The sequence below is a fragment of the Methanosarcina barkeri str. Wiesmoor genome (assembly GCF_000969985.1).
GTDB lineage: Archaea > Halobacteriota > Methanosarcinia > Methanosarcinales > Methanosarcinaceae > Methanosarcina > Methanosarcina barkeri_B.
Genome location: NZ_CP009526.1, coordinates 2,145,740 through 2,165,271 on the forward strand (window position 1 = coordinate 2,145,740; position 19,532 = coordinate 2,165,271).

16 protein-coding genes are annotated in these 19,532 nt (G+C 38.4%); 8 read left to right on the forward strand and 8 right to left on the reverse strand.

From position 1 onward, the window contains the following. Positions 1–196 precede the first annotated feature (196 nt). Complete coding sequence (locus tag MSBRW_RS09140) at positions 197–985, forward strand: DUF169 domain-containing protein (RefSeq protein WP_011307949.1); 789 nt, start codon at positions 197–199, stop codon at positions 983–985. 438 nt (positions 986–1,423) lie between these two features. On the opposite strand, the gene MSBRW_RS09145 is transcribed toward MSBRW_RS09140, so the two are convergent. Next, complete coding sequence (locus MSBRW_RS09145) at positions 1,424–1,948, reverse strand: DUF4405 domain-containing protein (RefSeq protein WP_011307948.1); 525 nt, start codon at positions 1,946–1,948, stop codon at positions 1,424–1,426. Between the two features lie 1,502 nt (positions 1,949–3,450). Between MSBRW_RS09145 and MSBRW_RS09155 the strand changes: the two genes are divergently transcribed. The 5 genes from MSBRW_RS09155 (at position 3,451) to MSBRW_RS09180 (ending at position 10,024) form a co-directional block, all read left to right on the forward strand. After that, positions 3,451–4,410, forward strand: a complete 960-nt coding sequence (locus MSBRW_RS09155; RefSeq protein WP_011307946.1) for an ABC transporter ATP-binding protein — start codon at positions 3,451–3,453, stop codon at positions 4,408–4,410. Between the two features lie 9 nt (positions 4,411–4,419). After that, positions 4,420–5,808 carry a COG1361 S-layer family protein gene (locus MSBRW_RS09160; protein WP_011307945.1) on the forward strand — a complete coding sequence of 463 codons (1,389 nt, stop codon included), beginning with the start codon at positions 4,420–4,422 and terminating at the stop codon, positions 5,806–5,808. A 171-nt stretch (positions 5,809–5,979) separates the two neighbouring features. After that, complete coding sequence (locus tag MSBRW_RS09165; RefSeq protein WP_011307944.1) at positions 5,980–7,224, forward strand: ABC transporter permease; 1,245 nt, start codon at positions 5,980–5,982, stop codon at positions 7,222–7,224. 427 nt (positions 7,225–7,651) lie between these two features. After that, positions 7,652–8,680 (forward strand): transglutaminase-like domain-containing protein, encoded by a 1,029-nt coding sequence (locus tag MSBRW_RS09170; protein WP_052305916.1) that lies wholly within the window; start codon positions 7,652–7,654, stop codon positions 8,678–8,680. A 672-nt stretch (positions 8,681–9,352) separates the two neighbouring features. Next, the gene (locus MSBRW_RS09180) at positions 9,353–10,024 is read left to right on the forward strand and encodes a YkgJ family cysteine cluster protein (protein ID WP_011307942.1); all 672 of its coding nucleotides are present in this window, start codon (positions 9,353–9,355) and stop codon (positions 10,022–10,024) included. A 146-nt stretch (positions 10,025–10,170) separates the two neighbouring features. On the opposite strand, the gene MSBRW_RS09185 is transcribed toward MSBRW_RS09180, so the two are convergent. From MSBRW_RS09185 to MSBRW_RS09200, 4 genes are all read right to left on the reverse strand, one after another. After that, on the reverse strand, positions 10,171–12,360 hold the full coding sequence (locus MSBRW_RS09185; RefSeq protein WP_011307941.1) for a CHASE4 domain-containing protein: 2,190 nt from the start codon (positions 12,358–12,360) through the stop codon (positions 10,171–10,173). Between the two features lie 198 nt (positions 12,361–12,558). Further along, entirely contained in the window at positions 12,559–13,413 is an 855-nt protein-coding gene (locus MSBRW_RS09190) for a DUF1638 domain-containing protein (RefSeq protein ID WP_011307940.1), read from the reverse strand. A 501-nt stretch (positions 13,414–13,914) separates the two neighbouring features. Then, on the reverse strand, positions 13,915–14,154 hold the full coding sequence (locus tag MSBRW_RS09195) for a hypothetical protein (RefSeq protein WP_011307939.1): 240 nt from the start codon (positions 14,152–14,154) through the stop codon (positions 13,915–13,917). A gap of 93 nt (positions 14,155–14,247) precedes the next feature. After that, positions 14,248–14,652, reverse strand: coding sequence for a pyridoxamine 5'-phosphate oxidase family protein (locus MSBRW_RS09200; RefSeq protein WP_011307938.1), 405 nt, complete (start codon positions 14,650–14,652; stop codon positions 14,248–14,250). Positions 14,653–14,792: 140 nt separating this feature from the next. Here MSBRW_RS09200 and MSBRW_RS22075 point away from each other — a divergent pair, with 140 nt between their 5' ends. Further along, complete coding sequence (locus MSBRW_RS22075; RefSeq protein WP_011307937.1) at positions 14,793–14,957, forward strand: hypothetical protein; 165 nt, start codon at positions 14,793–14,795, stop codon at positions 14,955–14,957. Positions 14,958–15,170: 213 nt separating this feature from the next. Here MSBRW_RS22075 and MSBRW_RS09205 read toward each other — a convergent pair whose 3' ends face one another. Continuing rightward, positions 15,171–15,848, reverse strand: coding sequence for an SAM-dependent methyltransferase (locus tag MSBRW_RS09205; RefSeq protein ID WP_048102959.1), 678 nt, complete (start codon positions 15,846–15,848; stop codon positions 15,171–15,173). Between the two features lie 491 nt (positions 15,849–16,339). On the opposite strand from MSBRW_RS09205, the gene MSBRW_RS22080 reads away from it, so the two are divergent. After that, positions 16,340–16,987 (forward strand): fasciclin domain-containing protein, encoded by a 648-nt coding sequence (locus tag MSBRW_RS22080; protein WP_011307935.1) that lies wholly within the window; start codon positions 16,340–16,342, stop codon positions 16,985–16,987. 361 nt (positions 16,988–17,348) lie between these two features. On the opposite strand, the gene MSBRW_RS09215 is transcribed toward MSBRW_RS22080, so the two are convergent. Both MSBRW_RS09215 and amzR read right to left on the reverse strand, forming a co-directional pair. Continuing rightward, positions 17,349–17,789, reverse strand: coding sequence for a pyridoxamine 5'-phosphate oxidase family protein (locus MSBRW_RS09215; protein WP_011307934.1), 441 nt, complete (start codon positions 17,787–17,789; stop codon positions 17,349–17,351). Between the two features lie 484 nt (positions 17,790–18,273). Then, positions 18,274–19,263, reverse strand: coding sequence for an archaeal metabolite-sensing zipper-like regulator AmzR (gene amzR, locus MSBRW_RS09220; RefSeq protein ID WP_011307933.1), 990 nt, complete (start codon positions 19,261–19,263; stop codon positions 18,274–18,276). Between the last annotated feature and the right edge of the window lie 269 nt (positions 19,264–19,532).

Below are 19,532 nucleotides of genomic sequence, written 5' to 3' on the forward strand. Positions count from 1 at the left end.
TGTTAAAGCGATAAAAGAGAAAAGGCAATAACCTGGACAGGAAGCAAGGCACAAAGCTTGGAGAAAACGGTTTAAGCATGTCATTCTTGCCAACAAAGAACAGTGGACTCATAATTGCGCTTACTGGATGGAAAAAGACTGGTTGAAAGAGTAATTATTCAGAGAAATTGTTAGTTAATTTAATGGAGGATTCATTATGTTAAGCCTTGAAGAACTGGGAAAAAAGCTTACTGAAGCTGGCAGGTTGAAATTACGTCCATTATGTGTTTACGGTACGGATGAAATCCCTGAGGGCGCAATCCCATCATACAAAGTAGACCGCTGTATAGCAAAGGCGATTTACACTTCAGTTCTCTTTGAAGAGACGCCTCCACTATATGTTGAGGCAGGACACGAACAGTGTTGCGCCGGTGGGATGGCCTGGATGGGACTTGCCGAGCCGCATCCAAAACTTAAGTACTTCGTAACTGTGGGCACCCCAGACTTCCATGGAGGCGCTGCCGAGCATTTAAAGGCAACCCCTGAGCTATTCGATGAACAGAGAGAACGAGCAGGAAAAATCCTTCCGCATGGTAGATACACAGTCATTGCTCCGTGTACTCACAACCTGGCACCTGAAATTGTCAGGTCTTTTATTGTCTTTGCAGGCAGCGAGCAGATCAGGAACCTCTGCGGGCTGGCACAGTTCAGTAGCTCTGAGCCCTTTTTTAAAACCGTGATACCCGGAGGACCTATTTGCGCTACAATGATCGCTTTCCCGGCAGGCATGGCAGAAAATGCACCGAAAGATTCGGCTTATATCGGGCCTGTAGATCCTACAGGAAACCCCTGGCTGCCTCCCGAATTAATGATAATGGGTATTCCTTTTGGACTGGCGAAACAGATGACAACCGACCTTGAGGAATCCTTTATCTGCAAACGGAGCAAAATCGCATATCCTGAAAATCGTATAGTTATAAAACCGTATAGCTATAAAACCGTATAGCTATAAAACCGTATATGAAGGGAATAGAAAAGGGATAATATACAGGGAAACGGATTTTAGACTATAGAGTATGAATTTTGAATAATAGATAGTGAGATTTTCAAGTTGTGAACCAGGTATTTAAAAGCTGGCAGAAAAAATATCAACATCATCTCCAGTCAGCTAACTACCTGATAATTTTTGCAGTAATGTTTGTTTTCATGAAAAGAGGGAACTTTAGCTAGAAGTTTACCTTTTATTGGTCTCAGAGACTTAGGCTTATCCGGCAGTTGCCTGAACCATTTCATGTCGGACAATACTCTCAAAAAACTATGAGAATTTTTTTTCCTACTCTAAACCACTCCTATCCTATGCTATTTTCCTACCCTAAACCACTTTCCTATCCTAAACTATTTTCCTACCCTCGAATTCTTTTTTACCCTTAGATTTTTACCGATCTTAGTCCACAGGCATATAGTTTGCCTCGATAATTTCACCCTCTTTCATTTCTCTTTGTCTTCCGAACAAATTCTTTGTGGTGAACACTATCCATCTCCAATGGAGTGCAATGTGGGCAACAAAGAAAAACAGCATCAGGATTCCAATTTTATCATGGATCAATCTCAAGATTTGACCTGCTGCATGGTGGTTAAAATACATTATAAAACCTGAATAACCCACTAAAGCAAATTGAATGAATAATGCCAAATCCACAAAATAGTTGAGTTTTACTTTTCTCGTCTTTTTGCTTTGTTTTACTTTTCTGAAACAGCTCTTTGTGGTGAGTAATATCCATTTCCAGTGCAGTGCAATATGAACAACAAAGAAGAGAAGCATTAGGATTCCAACTTTATCGTGGATCAATCTTAAGATCGGACCTGCAGAATGGCGATTGAAATACATTATAAGGCCTGAATAACCGACCAGGACAAATTGAACAAAAAATGCCAGGTCTACGAGATAGTTAAGTTTTGTTTTTTTCATTTCCTCACTCCTTTTTAATATTTACAGCGACATTTTGTAAAATTATCAATTTCAGTTCATTTGATTAATTTTCACTTTATTGGTTTTTGCTTCATGAACCATTTAACATAGCAGTTCTGCTATCCTACAGTGACTGCTGTACATTACCCTTTATTGACAGAAAAATAAATAAAAATACTTGCAAAAAAAAGGTAAATCAAAACTTACTTTTAATTTAAAAGTTTAATAACTTATATATTCCAAAATAAAGCTTAATTATTGAACATATCTTGTAATTTATCTCTTTTTAACCTCTGTTTGTTAATTACATAAGTAATAAGAACCAGATAAGTAGATTCAAATAAAAAATTTTAAAAAGTTGAATTGCTCCCATAATTGAGATAAAATCAGAATTACTTCTGTTAAAAATATATGAATATTCTTTTTCCTGATATAGTCTTCTATCTTGTTACTGTTGATAAAATAATGAAGACAGCATATTAGTGAACACTATATATTATTCAATAAGCCTTCATGATTATTATGAAAATAAGTGATATTTTATAAGAAAATCTTGAAAGCAAATAGAAAAATGAAGTTTATGCGAAAACTCCAAGATTTCATAGCGACTATTTTCGCTATGTCTTCGTATATTAAACTTTTGCAAATAAATCTTAATGTATTATTACAATTTTCAAGCATGTTCTGTTGTCCTGCTTACAAACTTATGAAAAAATCGTATAAGTTCTGGCGAATTCTTACCTTTCAGTGTCAGGTAAAATCCCGAAACTGGATCAAAGCACTGGAAGACAATACTCTAAAACCTATTTTTGTCGAAGGAAACGGCTCCTATGGAAGGCCCGAAGATCTTTTGAGAAAACTCCCTAGCAAATAATACTTTACTGAAATTTACTTTTCTATTTTAAGTATGATTAAAGATTAAATTTAACAAATGACTTATAAAAAAGCTTCATTGATAAATTAATTCCTTATGTCTCCTATTTTTGCTAAGTATGCTTTTATTATTAAATGCAAATGAAGGAGATGACTGCCTTCTCCTAAAAACTGACAGGTAAGGCATCTGCATTTGACAGATGCCTTTAATCCTGCATGGCTCAATGGGAAAGAAGCAAATAGAAACAAGAGACCTCGCCACTCTTAGCGACCATTAGATCAACGCAAAAGTTCTCCTATTGAGAAGCCGATAGAAGGAAGCAGTCAAACCTACACTCCAGAAAATGAGGCACTATGCATCTTGCAGGTGCCTCAAAAACACGGATTGGCTATCAGCCCCTACTCCATATGGAGGCACTATGCATCTTGCAGGTGCCTCAAAAACGCAGATCGCTGTTAACATGTTACTAATCCTATAATTCGAGGCGGACAATTAAATAACAGAAAAACTAAACAACAGTATAATAAATATTACACTGAGTCTTTCGATTCGATGTTTCAGGCAGAATACGAACAAAATCAAAATTAATCCTGTAATCCGAAGTATGGGCATGGTTTAGAGGGTATGTATGACACTTTCTAAGATTATAGAGACATTTAAAACGAAATTAAATGCCTCGTATATTTTAAAGTCACTTGAGAAAGCAGCAGATTTCTACGGTGAATCGGACAATGACTCCGAAATAAATGGTCCAGGGGAGGTCACGAAAAACAGCCCATACGGCAGTCCAGCCCGTAATCTTGCTAAAAGTCTGGAGTTAGGGAATGCCTCTAGGAACATGGAGGTTCCACTTATCAAACTGACCGATGTCTGGAAAATTTACCAGATGGGGGAGGTGGAGTTTGCAGCCCTTAAGGGAATAAATCTTGAGATTTATGAAGGGGAATTTCTGATAATTCTCGGGCCCAGTGGAAGTGGCAAAAGTACCATGATGAATTTGCTGGGCTGTCTTGACATGCCATCAAAAGGCACGGTTTGCCTGAATTCTAAAGACATCTCAGAACTAAGTGAATCCGAACTTGCCGTCGTCAGAGGACAGATGATTGGCTTTATATTCCAGAGCTTCAACCTTCTTCCAACCCTGAATACAGAAGAAAACGTGCTTTTACCTATGGAATTCCAGGAAGAAGATAGGCAAATGGCCCGACAAAAAGCTTCATACCTGCTTGAAATTGTCGGACTTTCCGATAAGAAAAAGAACCTTCCTTCCCAGCTTTCAGGCGGGCAGAGACAGAGAGTTGCAATAGCTCGCTCCCTGGCTGTAGACCCGCCTATAATCCTGGCAGATGAACCTACAGGAAACCTGGACAGTAAAACAGGAGACTATATACTGGATTTCCTGGACGGGCTGCAGAAAAGTGAAGGTAAGACGATCATTATTGTTACCCATGACCTTGAACTTGTAAAATATGCAACAAGAGTTGTGTACATCCGAGACGGTGAGATTGAAAAAATCGAGACACATACTAAAAACGAACAAAGTATGAAAAATGAACGAGGTACGAAAAATGAAGCAAATCTAAATTGAGGAATTAAAATGAAAAAGTTCTCTTTACTGATATTTTTACTGCTGTTTTCAACGTCCATATACCTTGGGGCTGGAACGGCACTTGCCTCTAATGGGAATATAAATTCTGCATCTTTGGAAGTAAACCTGGCTAAACAGAACCCTGATGCTGCCCGTCCGGGAGAACCTGTTGAACTCACTATCAGCGTGCAAAATGTAGGAAACGCTGACCTGAAAGACATTGCTGTTACAGTTAATCCTGAATATCCTTTCAGTAAGGTTTCTGGAGAAGACCTCACAAAAAAAGTTTCCTACCTGAATGCACGACAGGATGATGACGATGCAGCAGTTCTTAAATTCAAGCTTATGACAGATGCAAATGCATCGGAAGGCACATATGATGTAGATATTACCTCCACTGCTAAAGAAAGCGGATCCTCATCAAACACGATTACCACTACAAAAACCATCCAGCTCGAGGTAAGGGGTAAAGAGTACGCACAGATTGTTACCATAAATAAGGCAAGCATTGATCTGGCAACGGAAGAACCTCTGGAGTTCATAATAACAAATACCGGAAATTCACCCCTGAAAAATATGGTAGTTTCCTGGAAAGACCCAAAAGGAGTAATTCTGCCGGTATATTCGGATAACACAAAGTACATCAAGTATCTGGCCGCAGGTGACTCCGTTACCGTATCTTACTCGGTAATGGCAGATGTAAACGCAGATCCTGGACTCTACACTCTGGACGTAGACCTCAAATTTGAAGACTATAATTCAAATGAGAAAAGCATTGCGACCACAGCAGGACTTTTTGTTGGTGGAAAAACCGATTTTGATGTTTCCTTTTCAGAAAGTGACCAGGGAGAGGTTTCCCTTTCAGTTGCAAATGTGGGCAACAACATGGCTTATTCCGTGAAAGTTTCAGTCCCTGATCAGGATGGTCACAGGGTGTCAGGGAGCTCTTCAACAATTGTTGGAAACCTTGAGAAAGGGGACTATACAATTGCATCTTTCAATATTGTGAACACACAGAATCTTGATAGAGTTGAAAGTGGAGGAGCAACAGGGGTCGCAAGAGCAAGTGAGAAAGGCAAAAATGTAACTTCCACGGGTTCAAACCCCCTGAAAGTCCAGATTGAGTATACGGATGCAAAAGGGGAAAGAGTAACGGTTGATAAGGAAGTCGAACTCGAAACAGCTGCCGGAAGTGTGACTGCACAGGGACGAGGAAGACCGGGAACGGCAGGTAAAAGCAGTGGCTTCAGTTCATATCTGGTTTATATTGTTTTAATAGTGGTTGCTGTAGCAGGGTTATTCATTTACCGCAGAAAAAAACAGGCAGAAAGTGGGAAAGAATCCGGAAATAAAAAGTCTGAAGACCAGAAGCACGGCTCAGGGACTATTCGAGATTAAAAAGAAAATCTCCATAGAAAACGGGAAGGTGCAAGATGAGAAGCACAAGCCTTTTTAAAAAAGGCTTGACCGAAAACCCCAGTAACAAAGGGAAGGATGCGAGATGAGAAGCACAAGCCTTTTTAAAAAAGGCTTGACCGAAAATCCCAGTAGCAAAGGGAAGGATGTGAGATGAGACAATCAACCTACCTGAAAATGGGTCTGAACATGCTTGTGCATAGCAAGCTCCGAAGCTGGCTGACTATTATTGGAATAGTTATAGGGATCGGATCTGTTGTCGGCATCCTCTCCCTTGGAGATGCTATGCAGGAGCAAGTGCAGAGCAGGCTCGCCGAAATGGATCTGACGAAAATAACCATAAGTCCAGGGTATACTAAAGCGTCATCCAACATGCCTGGCCCTTCTGGGATGAGAGGTTCATCAACAGATGTTGAATTGACAGATGACGACATCGAGGCTCTCCAGGGTCTGGATGGGATACAGTACATAGCTGGCCAGATCTCAGGTAGCGAATCAGTTATTTACGCAGCGCAAAATGCAACTCTCTCAATTACAGGTGTGGACCCTCAGGTCTGGAAGTACATGACTACCCTGAAAACACAATCCGGAAGATTGCTTGAACCGGCTGATAAATATGTTGCGGTTATAGGAAGCGGGGTTGCAAGTGGAGTTTATGACCAGGAAATTGGGGTCAACCAGGTAATAACTGTAAACGCTAAAGCCGTGCGAGTTGTTGGTATCCTGGAAGAAGAAGGTGGACGTGGAGACCGAAGCATTTACATGCCGATCGATGGGGCAGTAAACCTGCTTGATGACGCCGAAGAAGGTGTTTATGATAGTATCACGGTGAAAGCAAAGAGTGAAGACCTGGTTGATGAGCTGATGGAAAATATCGTGGATAAGCTCATGGTTTCAAGACACATTATTCAGGAAGATGACAGAGACTTTTCCGTGACAGCTTCTAAATCGATGGCTGAGTCTGTTACCGAAATGACGAGTTCAATGACTCTGTTTCTTGGAGCTATTGCAGCCGTATCCCTGCTTGTAGGAGCCGTTGGGATTGCCAATACCATGTTCACATCTGTCCTTGAAAAGACAAAGGAGATCGGAACTATGAAAGCCATTGGGGCAAAAAACAGGGATATCCTTATGATTTTTCTCTTTAATTCCGCAATGGTTGGCCTTGTTGGTGGTATCCTTGGAGATATTCTGGGGGCTTTTGTTTCAACTCTTTTCCCTATGCTTGGCATGACTATGATGAGAGGGAGAGGTTCAGGTTCTTCAGGCATATATCTTGCTCCTGACCTGATGGCTTTTGGGCTTCTTCTGGCAGTTTTAATAGGGGTGATATCAGGAGTGGTCCCTGCGTACAGAGCTTCAAAGTTAAAACCAGTAGACGCTTTGAGGTACGAATGAAACGAAAAAGAAAAGAAAGGAAATCAGCCCTTTCTTAATTTCCTGCTTAATTTGAAGCAAAGAAGAAAAAGAAGGTATAGATTATCAGTTATCTCAGTACCGATAATCAAAAGTTTGAATAAGTTGCTGGACTCACTGACTTTCTTTGAGAAAACTCTGGATTAGTTGAAGAGTCACGTTTTAACCTTGATAAAACTTCGAAGATGTATTTATTTTTCTTCGACTGTTTCCATTCAGATATTCTTAATTTATATAGAAAATTAGCGGAAAAAATATGCTTTACACTAAGAAAAAAATTTATGAGTATTATGAGAAAGCTTCAGAATCTGAGTTTAAGAATGGGGTTTTTAGACATGTTAAATCATGAACAGAAAAAATCGGTGTGAAAAAATGAAGGAAATTGCAAAACATACTGGTAGATGATTGAATGAGAAAAATTAATCTAATTTTTACAGTTGCCCTTATATTGGCTATATTTCTTTGTACTGGTGCGAGCGCTAAAAACGTAGAAATCGGAAGCGTCCCCGAATACAGGAGTACTCTAGATTGGTTATTTGTTGAACCTCATAATCTTGAGGTTCAGTACTGCAGTTTCGTAAGTAATATAGATAGTGGAGTCCATGAGTTTCAAAACTTGAATTCAAGATCTTCTGTGTCTCCTGGAAAAAGAAACAGAAATATGCCACAAAATTTCCAACCCACTTATAATAACGAAAGACCTCAACAGTTACCTCCGGCTGTTTCCAGAGAAATACCTTCAAAAGGGATATCTCCTGACATGAGGTCCAGGAGTTTTCTGGACGAACAATACATAACGCAGCAAAACACTTCTTACTATCAATCTCGTGTTACCCCATACGCAGATGCTGTAACCTCTTACCTTGAAGAAAATGACCTTGACGATAAGTACGAGATATATCAAGCCGCTTTATCGTGGACCTGGGTATCCGATGAAACCCTGAACGGTGTAGATGAAAAATGGCTTACTCCAACAGAGTTTCTTGACGAAACCCCTACTTATTCCAGCAATCCTGATTATGGAGAGCCTGTCAGTGATTGTGAAGAACAGGCAAATACTCTTGCATCCCTCCTAATTGCTTCGGGAGACTATAATGAAAGTACCGTGCGTGTAGCTATAGGAAAAGTATATTTTGGAAATGTCAGTGGTGGGCACGCCTGGGTAGAAGTTTATGAAGATGGGGAATGGTTCCCGCTTGACCCCACTGAAGGACCATACTACGATGATGACAACTGCTCTATAGTATCTGCGGACGTATCAGAAATCAATTATGACGAGTACATGGAAAGCACATATCCGGCTGTAAAAGTCTGGTGTTATTACAATAACAAGTACTTTATGGAAGTAGGAAAGCAGAATGGAGATGTTCCAGCGTTCTGGAACGAGCAACCGGAAAGTTATCTAGAAAAACAGAACGGAGATGCTCCAGTGTTCTGAAACGAGCAGACGGAGTAATCCGGACCGAATACTCGTCAGGTAAGGTATTTCCAACCTTCGTAGAATTATCAAGTGCTTTAAATCCTTGAGAAATTGTTACTTAGTAAGAGAGGGGAAGAAAAACCTCAGAGATTTTCATTCCTGACTTTAAGGAAAACAAAAAAACAGAGGTATTTCCTTTCCCTACTTCACTTTTGAGCTCCAGATGTCTTTCTGGGATCAAAGAATTTCTTTTATTGAAGTCATTTCTTCTATATTCAGCAGGTTTTAATTTGATAGATATTATCAAGAACTAGACAACTTTCGCTAATATATTACAGATATTCCAAAGATTTCTCCTTGTTTTTACTGGTTTGTAGAGGTCCCAATTCTCACTTATTTAAAGTTAAACTTAATATATTTTCTTATATAATTTCTCCTGAAAATTGGAGATATCTTGCAAAACTTTTATAGTATTTATTTTTTTCGTAAGATGGATATTTCAGAATTAGTCTTTTAAAGTATAATCAGATTTTTATATTTTAGTTTCAGAAATAGGAAGCACAATCAGGAATACATGTATATAGCACTTATAAAAAATATATTCAATGGTAATACCATAGGAGTGGGTTTACAGGTTGATTTCAGGAAAATAAAATGAAAAAGTATAAAGGAATATAAAGAGGTTTTTAGGTGTTATATACGAAAATACCAATGCAAGCGTATGAAAACTTTCACAAGATATTCAGTGGAAGTAATCAAAATACTTTTGAAATCTGCAGTGAATGTGGTGGAGCGTGCGAGCATAATAAAATAGGAACTCTGTTGCCTGGGGAAGAAGAGTATATGGCAGAAAAAATGGGTATAAACGTTTCGGAATTTAAAATTCGCTACCTTGATGCTGTGGAAATGGATGACGGAACTTTAATATATGTATTAAAATTAGGAAAGTTGTGCCCCTTTTTATGTGAAGAAAATGAAGAATGTAAGTGCAGGGATTTTAAGCCTATATTCTGTAAAATCTATCCTTTAGTCCTCACGCTTGAAGATAATAAAATAAATTTTACAATGGATAACTGGTGTAAACTGTCAAGAAAAAAAGCTTGCAGGCTTTATTTTGAAACTGCCATCCCGCTTTTGTCAAGCCTTGAAATTCCAATAGAATGGTTAAGGCATGTAACTAGCTATGATAATCTCTGCTTTGATTACGATCAATTAAAAGAATACAGGCGCGGAAAAAATAAGTATGCAACTTTTTTGCTGGAAGAATTGCTGAGTTTGCAGAAAGCCGAAATCGAAACTATCAGTCTATGTGCTGATTTCAGTCAGGATTTAGGCCAGAAAGTTGAAGAACCTGTTTTTTAACTTTAAATTGAAGTAGCCGAGTTCAAGCTCTTGCAGATGTCTGAGTTCGCTATCTGGCAAAATCAAATTTTTATATTTTCCTCTTTTTTATATTCTCAGCTTTCTTATCTTTTTCAGTTTTTTATCTGTTTCCACCGCTTAATCTTTCACCCCTGTACTTTACTATCTGATCTGGTAGTTCCATTTTCGACTTTAATACATTCTATCGGAATCACGAAAGCAAAGGTGCTTCCTTCTCCAGGCTTACTCCTGAACCAGATATCTCCGCCATGTAACTGTACAATCTGCTTAACCAGCGAAAGCCCCAGTCCGGTTCCCTGGAATTGTTTGGACAAAAAGGAATCAACCTGGCTGAAAGGCTTGAAAAGTTTACTCTGGTCCTCGGGTTTAATTCCAATTCCTGTATCCGTGACGGTTATTTCTACCAAATCTCCCTTTTTTCTTGCCTCTATTTTTACAAGCCCGTTTTCATAGGAGAATTTTATAGCGTTGTCTACAAGGTTGTACATAATCTGAACGAAGCGGGCTTCATCAGCATATATACTGGAAAGGCTGCTATCTATGCTGATTTCAATTTGAACATTTTTTCGATCGGCTATAGGAGACAGAAGATTTTTTATTATGTTAAGTTTACTGGCAAGCTCAAACTGTTTATAACTGAGCTCCATTTTTCCAGCTTCTATTTTAGAGAGATCCAGGATGCCATTTATCAGATTCAGAAGGTGTTTTCCACTTTTCGAGATGTTCCCTACGGATTTTAGCTGTCTTTCATTCAATTCGCCGTACACCTGTTCATAAAGAAGGTCAGCAAACCCTATAATAGAGTTAAGTGGGGTTCTCAGCTCGTGGCTCATATTTGCCAAAAATTCGCTCTTGGTACGGTTTGCGGCTTCTGCGATTTGTTTTTCCTGAAGAAGGGTTTCTGCGGCTTTACTTTCCGTAATGTCCCTACACATTTCGAGGACTCCTATGATCTTTCCACCCTCTTCAGTTACAGGGATTGCCTGAACAATCCAGACTCTGTCATCTTTCCCAGAAAATTCTCCTGATTTTTTATTGCCTGTCATAAAAACCTGTTCAAGATCCAGGGAATAGGATAACGGGATACTTATATCAAGGGTATCATTAAGGCGTAGACCCACTGCTTTTTGAAGATCTATCTTCATAAATTCCAGGGCAGCTTTGTTCGCCCAGATAATATAAAGTTGAGGGTTTACGAAAATAACCAGTTCATTCAGAGAATCAAGCAGGACTTTCTTTTCTCTTTCCTGTGCCTTTAATTCTTGCTGTGCAAGATCAATTTCATTTAACATTCCGTTTATTTCCTTTGAAAGACGGTAAAGTTCATCGTCGTCTTTAAGAGGCAATCTTCTGGAAAGATCCTTTTCCGACCTGACTTTGGTAACGAAATTATCAATTCTGATTAACCTTGAGATAAATAACCTATCAAACACAAATTTAACCCCTACCCCGGTCATGATAGCAGTTAGCAAAAGGAAGAAATACATATTATCCAGGGTTTTTTCGCCGTACTCATAGAGTTCTCTTGGAAAATCCGCCCTCATAATAAGAGCGGGCTTGCCTGATACGTCTAGCAATTCAAAATATCCAGCTACGGTATTTTCGCTAAGGGGTTCGACAATAGTTATGTCTGGATTCTCTGAAATACTTTTTAACTTGGTCTGGAAATCAAGAGGCAAATCTTCATTGACTGTATACATTAAAAGAGAAGAACGGGTAGATTCTTTGAAAGAGTTAAGAAGTATGTCGTCAAAGTATCTCCCAAAAATCAAGGTGCCCTTCATAGGTCCATTATATTTTGTCGTAAGGATCGGATGACAGGCAATAAACATAGGATTTTCGTCAAGCAAAACGAAACCGCTTTTCCTGTCGTTTTCGGATTTTGAAAGAAGAGTTCCGTCTTCGACCATTCTAAGAAGCTTTTCCGGAACCGGTTTTTCCTCTCCAGTATAAATATCTACTGATTTTGCATAGACAACAGATTCGGATTTATCTACAAAAATCATCACATTAACCTTAATTCCTGTAAGAGTTTGATTCTGAAGATTTACATCTGTATAATTCTGATTCTTGTCTTCAACAAAACGGTAAGCATCATCCCAGCAAGCCCAATCCTGTACTGTCCGATTAAGATATCCCTGCTCGGTTGAAATGGCATTTTGCACCCTTTCTACATTATCCGCGGTGTCCACTTTTTCAAGCTCTAAAAAATTGGAAAGTTGCATATTATGAGTGAGTGTAAATACAACTGTGAGAACACCAAAAATTAAGAAAGTTATTAAAAGAACCTTTTTACTAATATCGATTCCAGACACCCCAAAAATTTATTAAAAGAATTAGTTTGAAAGTAATATATTATTGATATTAAAAAGGTGAGAAAGTATATAAATTTTAGTAGATGTTAGACAGAGTTAAAAGTCAGTTAAAGCTTGTTTTTCCTTTTTATCATGGGATTCTAACTATAGGGATAAAATAAACGAATAGGTTTCCAATAAAAGCTTAAATCAGCTTCTTTATTGTTTTTCAGTTGCACCGTTTCGGGCATTCAAGTAGGACTGTTCGGTAATCTCCAGACTTCCTTTGAGATTCACAACTTTCATATCAAAGGTGCAGGCAAATTCTTTAACATTTGAATTGAACTCCTGCTCATCTACAAGTCCACCATCGATTTTTGCAGCCAGGCAGTAGAGTGGATTTTTTAGATAATGCTTATTGAAGTCCCGGTTACTTTTTTCATTTCCCAGCTTCTTCCAGCTAGAAGCCCACATTGGGGTCAGGTAGATCGTTCCCATGCCCTGGAATTTGGTCATGGTCCTGGCATAAGCTTTGTTTCCTCCCAGTGCCAGACTGATGCAGTCTTCTATAATTTCTCCATTTTTGTCTTTCAGAAAGAAAAGTGGGCATTCCAGATCCGATAAATCCTCTTCCAGTTTTCCAAGTGCGTGCCCGCAGACTCCATAAAAAACCAGGATTCTGTCCGAAAAGGACGCCATCTCATAGATATTTCTGTAAACTTCAGCCTTTAAAATCTCAAGGTCGGTATGCAGGCTCAAACTTAATAGATTTACAACAACGCTTATATCTTTCCGGAGTTTCCTCCTCTTACAAAACTTTTTGAGGATCGGAAGGCTTGAAAGAAACCTTGAAGGAACTATGAAACCAGGGTTAGAGCGGCCTTTCAGGAGCATTGGGACTCGATCCAAAAAAGCTGTCCTTGGGTTGCAATTTCTCAGTCTGAGCTTACGGAGGAAACCTGAGCTCTCCCGGTTTTCCACAACGATTAGCTGCTGTAAATCACGGTCTTTTGATAATACATGTACAAGCTCGTCTTCGAGCATCCCGCAAGCAACAATGCTCAGTACAGACATAATTCGGAGATCCTTCCTTCTTTGTAACTTTTTTCTGGAATCCTTTCTGGTAAATTTTTATTTTCGGATTCTTTCTGGTAAATCTTTGTTTCCGGGATTCTTTCATGTAATTTTATATTTCCGGAAATCCTTCCTGGTAAATCTTCGTTTCAAGGATTCTTTCATGTAATTTTATGTTTGCGATATTTCTTCTTAGATCTTTATATCCTGACTATTTTGTCAGACAATCTTGTACAGTAAAATCAGGGCATTAACAAATTTGCCTATGAAAACAATTGATAGAAAACTTATCGCTATTTACAGATTAAAAGTAATATTAATAAAAGAAATTCTCAAAAAAAACGAAAGAGAGTAAGTGGGAACAGGAAAGAATGGATTACCTGTCTCAATTCTATTCAGTTAACTTTGCCTGATTTCCAGGTACTTATTCTCTTAATTTGTTACTATCAGAGATTAAGTGCACCATATCCTTTTATAGTACTGGATTTTATCCCCTGTTCCTTATTTCCTTCTGCCGTTCTGTTTTTGTTCATTTATATTTGAATTAACAGGGAGTTTTTTATCAGGAGTGACTCCGTAATATTTTGTCCTTGCGGCTCCCCAGATACAGCCGTTTTTCCCAAAGATTTTCAACTCAATATTCTGGATAGCCTTGCAAATTTTGTTTCCTTCTCTTGCACCCTTGCAGACTATACAGAACTTTTCACAAAAAACAGGGGCTTTTTCCTTATTTTCAACCATTTCGACACTTCCCAGCCATAATTTATTCTTTCTATCCGGCTACTTATGGGTGCTTATCCAGATATTATACTGATAAGATATGGTTAAACTTGATTAAAGTAACTTCTTTCCTGCGTCAGGGCCGGGAGCACACTGGAATACGTCGCTAATCCTTACTTCTATGAGGTTCTTTGCAGGAAGTCCAGGTTTTGCCGCATTCACAATTGCTTTCATTTTTTCAAATTTTTCTCCGGAACTGATAATTTCGGCTTTACCTTTTATCTGGAAGCAACCACCGGTGTCTGGTCCCCAAACATATATTGCCACATTTGGATTTTCCTTAAGGTTTGCCAGGGATTTGGCCATGAAGTTATCTGCTATCCAGATTGTCTCATCATCTACAAGCTGGCAGAACCCTATAGGCACCACATTCGGAACTCCTTCTTTTGAGGCCGTAGCTACGGGAAAGATCTTTACCTTCGAAAAAGCAGTTTTCATCTCTTCACTTAATTTTACCATGATATCACCATCAAGATGGTGGCAGTACAAATTTATATATTTAAGCGTCAGAATTGTGTATCGAAGGTCGGATTTGTGTATTTTAATAACCTTCATGGAAAAAGGTTAACTTGGGATTTTAAGTAAAAAAGAGGAAAACATTGAGTCTGAACGATGGTATAAAGAATCTGGGAGCAGAAGTACTCGAAAAAATCGGCTTTGAAAGCGAGAATATTGTTAAATGGAAGGGCTGGCTGCAAAAACGCTATTTTCTTCTCGAATATCCGGATGAGCCTTATGCCTGGCGTACGTATATCTTGCACTAAAGTCCGTAGATTCCTGGAATTGAAATTGAAATCCGTTGTTTCATAATGTTTCAACAAATTCTTAACATTGTATTTCCACCCTGTTTCAACAAATTCTTAACATTGTATTTCCACCCTTTTGAAATTCGTATGCTACCTTTATTTCCTTTACATCTTGGTTTTTTGTCCGTAAAAAATTGATTACAGGCTCAACATATGATGATCGGTCCTGTTTCAACAAATTCTTAACATTGTATTTCCACCCTTTTGAAATTCGTATGCTACCTTTATTTCCTTTACATCTTGGTTTTTTGTCCGTAAAAAATTGATTACAGGCTCAACATATGATGATCGGTCGGCGTTTACGTCTTGTAACGGAAATACTCTTACCTCATTTGAAACCCTGCACAACTCCTCTATCGATTTTAAATGAAACTCCAGTGACAGGTTATCTGTATAGAGAAATAATAAATGCGAGCACAATGCCAGATCAAACTCTTTATCCTTAAAAGGCAAAAAGGGCAGTTCACCCGGTATATATCTTTTTTGCATCACGCCTTCCGAAAAATCTTTTAGAAATTTCTCCATAGCCGACATCCTTATCCTTCCGAGTTCTTCAACTGAGCCAATTTCTTGCCAGATAAATTTATCCTGGTTTTTCCGGGTCTGGTCAATGATATAATTATAGGTTTCATGAATTCTCTGTCTAATCTGATCAGCACTGAAAAAGTAGACAGGGTCAACTGATATGATATTTCCGCCTCGTTCTGTAAACTCTGCATTGAAGCTTGCAGGTCCGTCTCCACAGCCCAGGATCTTTCGCTCGAGATCATCAGGTGTTAAGTTAAACATTCTGACATATTCTTTGAAAGACCGTCCCCATGGCTTGATATCAGGATATACAATTGTCATAATCTGTACACTATAGTACATAGACATACAATGTATATAACTTAGTATTCCTTAAATAACTTAGTATTCTTTAATAGCGCGCCAATTCAAAAATAAACTTTACCCTGGAATTCACAAAGTCGTAGAACTGTTTTGAAACCTTACCATTAATTATGGTTAGAAGAATAACCAGGTTTCGAGGTGTCCCAAAATTGAAACTAAACAAATTATTGATCAGATGTTAGTTCCTGGCTGGTGGACACCAAAGTAAATGAAAGTTTACTTTTCAGTGGCCTGGATGTCTTTTTAACAGAATTTTTCTGCAAATATAGATAAGATTATATCAAAAGAACATGTATTGTGAAGTGAAAATTAAATCATAAAGTATATCTTTTAGATATATATTTGGGGGGAAATATATTAGGAAATCTGAGACTCTTGTAGTTTTACTTTTAGCAATAGTATTTATTTCCGGCTGTGCGGAAAATACTCAGGAAAATAAGACAGGACATGTGGGTGAAGAAAGTGCAATTCCCACAGAAGGGGCTACCCCTAACGTAACAGAACAAGTTGACGAATCAGTAGGTAGAGACATCGGAGAAGGATCACTATCTGGTCAGGAGGACACCTCCCTGGCTGAAGGGAAAGAAGTAATAATCCCGGGTGAAGAGAACTCGAGTCAGGGAATAACGGATGAAGAAAACTCGGGCCAGGGCAATGAAACTTCTTCTGAAAACCAGGCATCGGATAAAAATCAGACAATTATTCAGACCGCAGAAGAGGCAGGATATACTACTTTTGCTTCACTTGCTAGGGATGCAGGACTTGAAGACACTCTTAATGAAGGAGGGCCTTATACTGTTTTCGCTCCTACTGACATAGCTTTTGAAAACCTTCCAGAAGGCATGCTTGATGACCTTCGTAATGATAAAGAAAGGCTGAACCTTGTGTTGGTCTATCATGTGATCAATGGAGAATACAGGGCCACAGATCTTAAAAATATTAATTCTCTGGCTTCTTTCCTGAAGACCGAAAAGCTAGCTGTGAATACTACAACTGACGGAATGATAATGGTAGGAGATGCAACTGTAATAGAGTCTGATATTATTGCAGGTAATGGAGTAATACATGGAATTGATAAAGTATTGATTCCATTATAAGTCTGAAATAGAAATCCGGAATAGAAGCAAAGCTTATGTTGATTCAAGATCAATGTTGATTTAAAGATCACTTTGATTTGTTTCTTTAATTCTTTTTTACCTTACTTCTTAGATTTATCTGTCAGTCAGCTTTCTGTCAGTTAACTTTTGTTCAGTTTTGCTAGTCAATTATTATTCTGTTCTATTAGTCAAGCTTTAATTCAGTCTCGTCGATCAGGCTTTTATTTCGTCTGATTGCTCACAAACATTAAGACAATTGCATAGAATAATCTAGGATCTCTCTCACTCATGGAAAAAACTCAAATTAAGTACAAAAAATTATTTTCAGCACTGGCGTTTGCCAAAAATTAATATGCGGGTTTCATAGATTCACCCGTTCCCTGTACCCGAAATTAACACTGTAATCGAGGTAATAGATAACTTCTGGCTCAATTTTTATCATGATACTCTCCGGGTCAGGGGGCATGTCTGCAGCAACCGGAAATTTGGCTACCATTATTTCCCCTACTTCTCGTAATTCACTTTCATCAGTAACTATTGATGCCTTGCCTTCAATCTGAAGGGCCTGTATCTCAAACCAATCTGGATCATCCTCATCGATAGTATATGCTACATGAGGGTTTTGCACAATATTCTGGACTTTTCGGGTATTCTTATTGGTTGCCACGTATACGGTAGCGCCTTTAGATACATATGCCATTGTATGGGCCATTGGCCTGCCCTGCGGACTTACGGTTGCAAGGTTCAGGTAGTAATGATCTGAAAGGTACTCGTAAATCTTATCTTTAAGCTTTTCTGCCATAGTCCCCACCAAAATTTATATAGCTCTCAGCTAAAACCCCATTTGATTGGATTTTTACCCAGGGTCTGCCATAATACTGTAAATTCGGTATAGTCTTTCTAATCCCGCGATATATTTCCAATCTTGATACAATTTCCAACTCTGTAATACGTCCTAAGTCGTGTAATAAATTAAGTCCTGAAACAAACTTTGAGTCCTATAATACAAAAAGGGAAAACTCGGTTTATTCTGTCTTTCCCCTATACAGTTTAGATGGACAAAATTTATAAATCTTACTTATATCTGCAATCTGTGGGAATATCAAAGTTATAACTTCATGATTTTTTCCCAGAATATATTAAAGAGATAGTGAAAAAGGACTGACAGAAGTAATAAAGGGCTGAAAAAGTCAAAGAAAGACTGAAGGAAGTTAAAACAAAGGCCAAAAAAGTAGAAATAACTGAAGAAAGTTAAACAGGATTGAAAGAGCAAAAAGAAGTTTTATTTAAGACTTTCTCTTCCTCCTGCATTCCTTTAGTTTCTCTTCCAGGCGGATACGAGAGATGAAGACTCCAAATTGCGTTGCAATGGTTTCGATGACAGTGCGCACGCTATCTGGAATCTCGAATTCAAGGCTCGAAGCAAGGCAAAAAGCTGCAATAACCTTTTTTCCTGATTTTACGGGGATAATTGCGGTAGCCCTGAGATTTTCATGCCTGAGCGCATCATCTCTTGACGTGAGAAGCAGATCTATATGCTGTTTATAAACCGGCTGCCCTATCATAACAAGTTTAGTATTGGGGGAATTAGCACTGTAATACGAGGCATGCTCGACAAAATTAGGAGAAAAACCACGGTGAATGGCAAGCTTCATATCTCCTGTTTCTTCATCGATAAGATAAATGCCTCCTGCATTGATTTCATCTATTTGGAGGCAGGAATCCAGCAGTTTCTCAAGAGTTTCGTTCAGGGAATTGGAAGTGCTGAGTGCGATTCCAAGGTCTCTTTGGATATAGAGCAATTTTTCTTTCCTCTTCCGCTCAGTGACATCCAGGATTATTCCCTTAAGGTACTTTACAATCCCATTTTCATCGGCTTCAATAAAAGTTCTTTCTTCAACCCAGCGTACTTCGCCTGACTTAGTCAGGATACGGTACTCCTGGGAAAAATCCACGTAATCTTCGTCTATCCTTCTCAAGAGTTCTCTTTCCACTCTCTCCAGGTCATCAGGGTGTATGACATTACCATAAAGAAGTTTTCCTGATGTAAACTCTTCTACGGTATACCCAAATTTCTTTATGTTCTCTGAGACAAACTCGGCAGGCCAGTACTTCTCTGGTCTCCAGAGAAAAACCGTGACAGGGACTTTATTTATTACCGAGATCAGCTCCTTTGCCATCTCAAGAGCGTTACATAAAGCTGCTTCATTCATGTATTTACAGGCTTTTTGCCTGCTCTTCCCCTTCTTAGCCGAGTTTGAAACCACTTTAGACATCTCATTCTCCGTAGATTAAAATCTCTTACAGGAAGCTTTGAATACATTTCCAATATTTACTTTTTTTGCTTTGTAAACATAGAAGTACGCAATAAATTAAAAAGCTTGTGATTATAGATTCCAAACGTATCAGAATGCAGAGACTTGAATGTTAATATTTATAAATAGATCTTTCAAAAAATAGCACACAGATATGAAATCACTTAGGGGAAAAATATATATACAATATTAAGACTAATAGCCAGTATAGTTAATAACTATTCAATTTC